Below are 6,000 nucleotides of genomic sequence, written 5' to 3'. Positions count from 1 at the left end.
AATCAAACGCACAAAGCGCAAAATCAAGAGAACAACAAGAGCAAACAAATCCGCCGCCAGCGGACAACCGCCCTCGTTGGTGTGCAGCTTATAAGGCCTATAATCAAAATCAGTCAACAGCGAAAATTCAAAATATGTCATTTTTTTTGCACCACCCGACACGCCCGTCGGGTCCGCCCGCTGCGGAATCGCAATCGCCGCCCGGACGGGCTTTTGGCAGTGCCCGCTCACCAACCGTGAAAATGGCGAAATATTTCTGAAATTACGGCACTTTGCCCTAATTCGGGCACAGTTGCGATGTCAACAATGGAGACCATGTCGTGCAAGGGGACAGCGGCATACCGCCTGACAGTAACGATTTTGCGCGAAATGTGCCCGTTTGCGGCCCGTGGTGATTGACTCACCGTGTGCGGCAGGGCAGATGAATAGCCGGGGAAGCGGCAAAGACGGAAAACAGAGGTGGGGCAATAAGATAAGCAATGCCGTCGCATACTGATCTCAGCAGGCAGATGGGTGAGGAAGAACCGCTTTTGGCCGACGGCCGGAAGGCGCCCGATCGCCGCGAGGTCTCCATTCGATGGCTGTCCGGCACATTCCTCACAGGCATTACCTCCAGCGCTCTGATGGGCATCGCGCTTTTCGCCGCGCTCGACGGCCGCGAGCAGCTTGCCATTCCGGGCGAGGCCTATGCCGCCACCGATATCGAGACACCGCTTGAAGGCGCCGAAAAGGGCAGCCGTCTCGTCAGCACCACCATCGCCGCGAAACCGTCGGACAAGACGATCGTCGAAATATCCACGATGATCAACGAGGGCGAGCGTAGCGTCATCCGCAGCCGGCCCTTCGCCCACGTCAAGATGGCGCTTGCGGCCAACCACGCCGCCAAGGGTGAATATCCGAAATTCGATCCGCTGAAGATCTTCTCGTCGGGCAAGGCCGAGACGGAGTCGACGACCGGCGTGATCTACGGTGCGGAGGTAGAATCGGAAATCCGCCTGAAGACGGTCGATTTCCCGGTCAGCCGCGCTCCTTATGATTATGCCGCATCGATGGGCGCGGACGAGGCCGAGGAGGACGTCAGGACCAACGGTTCGATCCTGACCGACGAGACCTTCCAGGTCGCTATGCTGCATTACGTCAATCCGCAGCGGTTTTCCGGCGCCAATTCGCCGTTTGATTTCAGCACCAATCTCAACGCCCGCATCGTCGCGGAGAACGTCTCCGTGGCCGCCGCGCTGACACCGGAGGACGGCGCCGTCGAGTTTATCGACGATGTCATCGCCATCCGCGAAGAAAAGACGATGGTCGAGGCGCTCACCGAAGCGGGCTATGCCAAGGGTGAGGCGAAATATGTGGCCGAAGTCCTCGCCAGCGAGGCCGGCTCCGCCGATCTTTCGGAAGGTGATGTGTTCCGCATCGGCCTGGAACAGCGCGGTCGCGATACCCGCATCGTGCGCGCCAGCATCTACGACGGCAACGACCATGTGGCGTCGGTCGCCGTCAACGATTTCGAGATCCTGGTCGCCGCAGCCGAGCCGCCGCAGTCGCCGGCCGTTCTGTCGGCCTTCGATGAGACGCCGGTCGCCGTTCTGGCGGGCCGCGATCTTCCGCGCGCCTATGACGGCATCTACAAGGCGGCGCTGTCCTACGGCATGAGCGGCGAGATGACGGAGAAGGTCATCCGGCTGCTGGCCAGCAATGTCGACTACCAGGCGCGGCTCAAGCCGAGCGATACGATGGAAGCCGTCTTTTCCGTCAACGAGGAGACCAACGAGGCCTCGGAAGAATCCGAGCTGCTCTATCTGGCGGCCACCTTCGGCAACAATTCCGTGTCGCTCTACCGGTTCCGCAATCCCGAGGACGGCTCGATCGACTACTACGATTCCGAGGGCCGCAGCGCCCGCCAGTTCCTCATCCGCAATCCGCTGCCCAACGGCCGCTTCCGGTCCGGTTTCGGCATGCGGCGCCACCCGATCCTCGGCTATCGGCGCATGCATACCGGTGTTGACTGGAGTGCGCCGCGCGGAACACCGATCATCGCCGCCGGCAACGGCGTCGTCGAAAAGGCCGGCTGGAACAAGGGCGGCTACGGCAAGCAGACGCTGATCCGTCACCCCAATGGGTATGTCAGCTCCTATTCGCACCAGACGAAGATCGCCAAGGGCATCGTTCCGGGCGCCCGGGTCAAGCAGGGTCAGGTCATCGGCTATGTCGGCTCGACCGGGCTTTCCACCGGTCCGCACCTTCACTACGAACTGATCGTTAACGGCCGCAAGGTCGACCCGATGCGCGTGCGCCTGCCGGACGGCAAATCGCTAAACGGCGACACGCTGACGGCGTTCCACGTCGAACGCGAGCGCATCGACCGGCTGGTTAACCGCGGCGAAGACCCGAAACGCCTGGCGGCGCTCAACTAGAGCAATTCCGAGTTGGAAAAAAAGCCCGGCAGAGCCGGGCTTTTCTATTATGCGGCTTCTGCTTTCTTGCCGCTTTTGCCTTTGTTCGATCCGGTAATCAGCAACCGGTCCGAGGCCGCCGCGATCGAGACGGTCTGGCCGTCCGTGATGTCGCCGGCCAGTATCTTCTCCGCCAGCGGATCCTGGACGAATTTCTGGATCACGCGCTTGAGCGGACGCGCGCCATAGGCCGGGTCGTAACCCTTGTCGGCCAGCCAGTCCCGGGCGTCCTCGCCGAGTTCGATGGTGATCTTGCGCTCGGCAACCAGATCCGACAGCCGGGCCATCTGGATATCGACGATCGCACCCATATCCTCACGCCGCAGCCTGTGAAACAGGATCGTCTCGTCCACCCGGTTGAGGAACTCGGGCCGGAAGGAGGCCTTGACCACGTCCATGACCTGGTCGCGCACCGCATCGACATCCTGGCCCTCGGCAAGGTTTGTCAGATACTCGGCGCCCAGGTTCGACGTCATGATCACCAGTGTGTTGCGGAAGTCGACCGTGCGGCCCTGCCCGTCGGTCAACCGGCCGTCATCGAGCACCTGCAGGAGCACGTTGAAGACATCCGGATGCGCCTTCTCGATCTCGTCGAAAAGGATGACCTGGTAGGGCCGGCGGCGCACCGCCTCGGTCAGCGCTCCGCCCTCGTCATAGCCGACATAGCCGGGCGGCGCGCCGATCAGGCGGGCGACGGAGTGTTTCTCCATGAACTCCGACATGTCCATGCGGACCATGGCGGTCTCGTCGTCGAAGAGGAAATTCGCCAGCGCCTTGGTCAGCTCCGTCTTGCCGACACCGGTCGGCCCGAGGAAGATGAACGAGCCGATGGGCCGGTTCGGATCCTGCAGACCGGCGCGCGCCCTGCGCACGGCCTTGGACACGGCCTGAACGGCCTCGCCCTGCCCGACGACACGCTTCGACAGCTCGTCCTCCATGCGCAGAAGTTTTTCCTTCTCGCCTTCCAGCATCTTGTCGACCGGAATGCCTGTCCAGCGCGAAACCACATGGGCAATGTGGTCGGGTGTGACCGTCTCCTCGACCATGGCCGAACCGTCGCCGCCGCTGCTCTCGGCTTCCTCGAGCTTGCGTTCAAGGTCGGGGATTTCGCCGTAGGCAAGTTCCCCGGCACGCTGGAATTCACCGTTGCGCTGGGCGATCGCCAGCGCATTGCGGGCATCGTCCAGCTGTTTCTTCAGCTCGGCCGCCAGACCGAGTTTCTGCTTCTCCGACTGCCACATTGCCGTCAGCGAATCGGCCTTTTCCTCGAGCGCGGCCAGATCGATCTCGAGCTTTTCGAGCCGGTCCTTGGAAGCCGTATCCGTTTCCTTCAGCAGCGCCTCGCGCTCGATCTTCAACTGGATGATCCGCCGGTCGAGCTCATCGAGCTCCTCGGGTTTCGAATCCACCTGCATGCGCAGCCGCGACGCCGATTCGTCGACGAGGTCGATGGCCTTGTCCGGCAGGAACCGGTCGGTGATGTAGCGGTTGGACAGCGTCGATGCCGACACCAGCGCCGAATCGGAGATCCGGACCTTGTGGTGCTGCTCGTATTTCTCCTTGATGCCGCGCAGGATGGAGATCGTGTCCTCCACCGTCGGCTCCTCGATGAATACCGGCTGGAACCGGCGCGCCAGAGCTGCGTCCTTTTCCACGTGCTTGCGGTATTCGTCGAGCGTGGTCGCGCCGACGCAGTGAAGCTCGCCGCGGGCCAGCGCCGGCTTCAGAAGGTTGGAGGCGTCCATCGCCCCGTCGGCCTTTCCGGCGCCCACCAGCGTGTGCATCTCGTCGATAAAGAGGATGATGTTGCCGGCCGCCGCCTGCACTTCGGAAAGCACCGACTTCAGGCGCTCCTCGAACTCGCCGCGGTATTTCGCGCCGGCGATCAGCGCGCCCATGTCGAGGGCGAGCAATTGCTTGTCCTTGAGCGATTCGGGAATGTCGCCATTGACGATGCGAAGCGCCAGGCCTTCGGCGATGGCCGTCTTGCCCACGCCCGGCTCGCCGATCAGCACCGGGTTGTTCTTGGTGCGCCGCGACAGGACCTGGATGGTGCGGCGGATCTCGTCGTCACGGCCGATCACCGGGTCGAGCTTGCCCTCGCGCGCCTCCTCGGTCAGGTCGCGCGCATATTTCTTGAGCGCGTCGTAGCCTTCCTCGGCACTTGCCGAATCGGCCGTCCGGCCTTTGCGGATCTCGTTGATCGCCTGGTTGAGTCCCTGGGCGGTGACCCCGGCCTTTTCCAGGATCTTGGCGGCCTCGGATGATTTCTCGATGACCAGCGCCAGCAGCAGCCGCTCGACGGTGACGAAACTGTCGCCGGCTTTCTTGGCAGCCTCTTCGGCCGTGGAAAAGACCTTGGCAAGCGGCTGAGCGAGATAAATCTGGCCGTTTCCGCCGCTGACCTTGGGCATTTTGGCAAGCGCCGCGTCAACCGCGATGCGCGCGTCGTCCGGACGCCCGCCGGCGCGTTCGATCAGCGATGCGGCCATGCCTTCCGGGTCGTCCAGAAGGACTTTCAGGACATGTTCCGGCGTGAATTGCTGGTGCCCTTCGCCCAGCGCATATGTCTGCGCGGACTGCAGGAATCCACGCACCCTCTCACTGTATTTTTCCATATTCATATGGCGTATCTCCTTGTCATGCTCCGCCCGTTTTCGGCACGGAGCGATGGATCCGGATTGGCCCCCTGAACGGCAGGCCATGGTCCAGTTTAATATGGGAATTGGGGCGGGGGGCGTTCAACCCCGGATTCTTTTTTTGATTCAGGCGCCAGGCGGCCATCTTGTCGCAGCCGCACGCGCAAAAGCAAACGCCCGGCAAGCCGGGCGCTGGATTTCATCAAAGTGAACGGGGCCTTTAGGCGTCGCGCGCTGCCGCGGCGACTTCCGGCGGATTTTCCTGGCTTTCGCTGGAGGCCGGTGCGGCCTCCGAGGCCTGCGGCGTTTCGTTCTCTGCGCCGCTGCCGTTGACCGCTTGCTCTTCACTCTGCCGCGGAGCCTCGTCCGCCTGGCGGTTCCGGCGCGGCCGGCCCGGTGCGCGCCGCCGCAGCGGAGAACGCCGCGTCGGCTGCTGCTGTGCATCTTCGCCTATGGCGACCTCAGCGGGCGTTCCGGAAATGACCGGCTGCGGCCCGGTGCCGTCGACGGCTACCTCGGCCGTATCCTTTTCCGCTGTCTCCGGTGCGGATTCCGTGCTTTCGCCCTGCGGCTGTTCGCGTTCCTGGCTGTCGCGCTCATCGCGCTGGTAGCGTTCCTGCATCTGCGCCTGGGCGGCTGCTATGATGCGATTGTAGTGCTCGGCGTGCTGCAGGTAATTCTCAGCCATCACCGTGTCGCCGGCGCCAAGCGCGTCACGCGCCATGGCGGCGTATTTGTCGGCAACATGTTGTGCGGTACCGCGGATCTTTACGTCAGGACCGGTGCTGTCGTAGGTGCGCGAGAGCGGATTGCCGTTTTTTCTTCCGTTATTGTTATTGCGACCGCGACCGCGTTTGTTCTGCTGTCCTGACCTCATACGTCACTCACCTGAAATTTTCCCATTA

3 protein-coding genes are annotated in these 6,000 nt (G+C 62.6%); 1 reads left to right on the top strand and 2 read right to left on the bottom strand.

Annotated features, from left to right (window positions below; translation table 11 throughout):
* Positions 1-479: 479 nt before the first annotated feature.
* Positions 480-2,417 (top strand): M23 family metallopeptidase, encoded by a 1,938-nt coding sequence (locus E4M07_RS11590; protein WP_136658443.1) that lies wholly within the window; start codon positions 480-482, stop codon positions 2,415-2,417.
* 47 nt (positions 2,418-2,464) lie between these two features.
* Here E4M07_RS11590 and clpB read toward each other — a convergent pair whose 3' ends face one another.
* On the bottom strand, positions 2,465-5,080 hold the full coding sequence (gene clpB, locus E4M07_RS11585) for an ATP-dependent chaperone ClpB (RefSeq protein ID WP_136658442.1): 2,616 nt from the start codon (positions 5,078-5,080) through the stop codon (positions 2,465-2,467).
* A gap of 235 nt (positions 5,081-5,315) precedes the next feature.
* Positions 5,316-5,972, bottom strand: a complete 657-nt coding sequence (locus E4M07_RS11580) for a DUF4167 domain-containing protein (RefSeq protein ID WP_136658441.1) — start codon at positions 5,970-5,972, stop codon at positions 5,316-5,318.
* Between the last annotated feature and the right edge of the window lie 28 nt (positions 5,973-6,000).

It is taken from the genome of Nitratireductor sp. XY-223 (assembly GCF_004959855.1).
Taxonomy (GTDB): domain Bacteria; phylum Pseudomonadota; class Alphaproteobacteria; order Rhizobiales; family Rhizobiaceae; genus Hoeflea_A.
Note: the sequence above shows the minus strand (reverse complement) of the source record. Positions and strands in the feature narration are given on the sequence as shown.